The following is a 2,062-nucleotide window of genomic DNA, read 5'->3' as shown; positions in this document are numbered from 1 at the left end:
TTCAGCCACGTGATCATTCTGGCCGCTCGGTTGCCACCTGGCGGCAACCGAGCGATGCGTCACAACGGGGCGAACGCAGTCTGATGCGGCACTAGCCGTCTCAGCTCCCTTCTCGCCACGCGTGACCGGCTGCGAACGCCAATCTGGCGCATTGAAGAGCGCGTTGAGCTCCGGCCGGGGTAGAGGAGGAGGACGAGCCGTTCGGCCTACCTCGGCTGGTCGCGGACGCCCGCTCTGATCCCGCGAAGCACGGACACCGCGCTGGCCGTGCTGGAGTCCGAAGCCGTCCGGGGTCGGTCGCCCGAACCCGGACGACGGGCGTGGCCATCACGGCCTACTCACTGAGCACGGTTTTGTGGATTGCGTGGCCGGCGCCTTTGGGCGGTCCCGGGCGACCCCTCGTCCATGAACCCGAACCCGCGTCTCCCGCTCGAGTCATGGTGACCGCGGGCACCAGGTCGGAGCACTGCATCTTCATCGGCGACGCGGCCCGCGACGTCGAGGCGGGGGAAGCGGCCGGCGTCCCCACGATCGGCTATGCCAACAATCCGGGAGGGGCGCCAAACTCGCCCGCTGGCGCCGTTGTGGTCGTGGACTCGATGCAACTCGTCGGCGGCGCCCTGCACTGAGAGCGCCGCAGGGGCGGCGAACAGTGCGTGAAGTGACGGACATCACATGGGGTCGGGCGCGACACGCCGAGGCGCTGCAAGGGGCCTCTGGCGGGCGATCTCAGGGCCGGTGACCGAATCGCACCATCGCCAAAATGGAACGTTAATCAAGACTCGCGTTTCATGAACCAGCTAACCCGAATCCGCAACATGGCGGCTTTCCCGCCCAGCCCCTGACCTGACCTTCGGGCGATAGGCTTCTGCCCGTCAGGTACTCAGACGCTCGCCCCGTTTCGGGTCCAACTAGGCCCGCCTTGCGCCCCGTTGGGGAGCGCCCCAACGGTTTCGAGTAGGAGGGGTCCTGGCATGGCACGTAGATCACGAAGGCCGAGCAAGCGACTGAACAGCCCCGACTGGTGGATGGTCGGTATCAGCGGGCTCGGGCTCATGGTCACGATCGCCGAGTGTGTGGGGAGGCTCATCCATTAGGTATGAGGTCAGGGGACGGACGACAGTGGGCGGGCAGCAAGTAGGCCCGGCCGGTAGATGGTCGGCCGGGCCTACTTAACCCCGCGCTGAGGGCCCGGTTCTGGTTGCAGCCAGGGCCGGGCCCGCGTGTGCGCGGGAGCTCTCAATCTGTCTTTCGGTCCGACGAGGTTCTCGTCGGCTCTAGTCTGGTGCCCTTACCCCAACAAAAACAACTTCCAAAATGGATGTCGTTTATGGGGGTGCCTAAGCCCAGGCCTGCCGCGTGCACTACCCAAAGCCTCACGACGGAGTCGCCGTGGCTCCGCTGAGGGCGCCGAGATGGGCTCTCTTGTTGCGGGGCTTCGCCCTGTCGCTAGTTGCGTGGCGTCGGTAGGTTCTGGGCGGTGATTACTCAGATCGTCACGCTGGTGGGCGTCCTGCTGGGGGCGCTCACCTCGTTCGTGGCCACCGGGTGGGCGGAGCGGGTCAAGCATCGGCGGGTGATGGCCACGCGGTGGGACGAGCGGAAGCTCGACACCTATGTGCAGTACGCGACCTGCGTGAAGGAGGTCGCGGCGGTGGCCAAGCGGGCCGTTGATGCCGACGCGGGGTCGACGGCGCGGGCGGAGTTCCTGGCCACGATGGAGCAGGAGGAGATCCGGCGGTCGGCACTCTTCGAGACGCTCGTCCTGCTCGCCAGTCCGGGTGCGGTGGAGGCGGCGAAGGCGGTGAATGTCGCGCTGTGGGAGTCCGAGATCGCGGCTCGCGAGCACAGCGCGGTGCCGAACGGGCCAGCCCTGGTCGAGTTGCTCAACGCGTACCACTTGCAGGCCCGGCTCGACCTCGGGGTCGGAGGCCCGCCGGCCGGAGGGTGAGCGGAAACACAAAAGGGGCCGGCCGGGCAGCGGAGATCGCTGCCCGGCCGGCCCTTCGGTCGCGCGGGAGATAGGAAGAGCGGCGGGGGGGGGAAGAGTGTTGAGAGTGGT

2 protein-coding genes are annotated in these 2,062 nt (G+C 67.5%); both read left to right on the top strand.

Going from position 1 to position 2,062, the window contains the following annotated elements; genetic code table 11:
- The first annotated feature begins 320 nt into the window (after positions 1–320).
- On the top strand, positions 321–629 hold the full coding sequence (locus ACIQOV_RS38985; protein ID WP_401055576.1) for an HAD family hydrolase: 309 nt from the start codon (positions 321–323) through the stop codon (positions 627–629).
- Between the two features lie 851 nt (positions 630–1,480).
- Positions 1,481–1,951: a hypothetical protein gene (locus ACIQOV_RS38980; RefSeq protein ID WP_401055574.1), complete on the top strand. Its 471-nt coding sequence runs from the start codon at positions 1,481–1,483 to the stop codon at positions 1,949–1,951.
- Positions 1,952–2,062 lie beyond the last annotated feature (111 nt).

This window comes from Kitasatospora sp. NPDC091257 (genome assembly GCF_044757675.1).
Taxonomy (GTDB): Bacteria; Actinomycetota; Actinomycetes; order Streptomycetales; family Streptomycetaceae; genus Kitasatospora; species Kitasatospora lactacystinica.
Note: the sequence above shows the minus strand (reverse complement) of the source record. Positions and strands in the feature narration are given on the sequence as shown.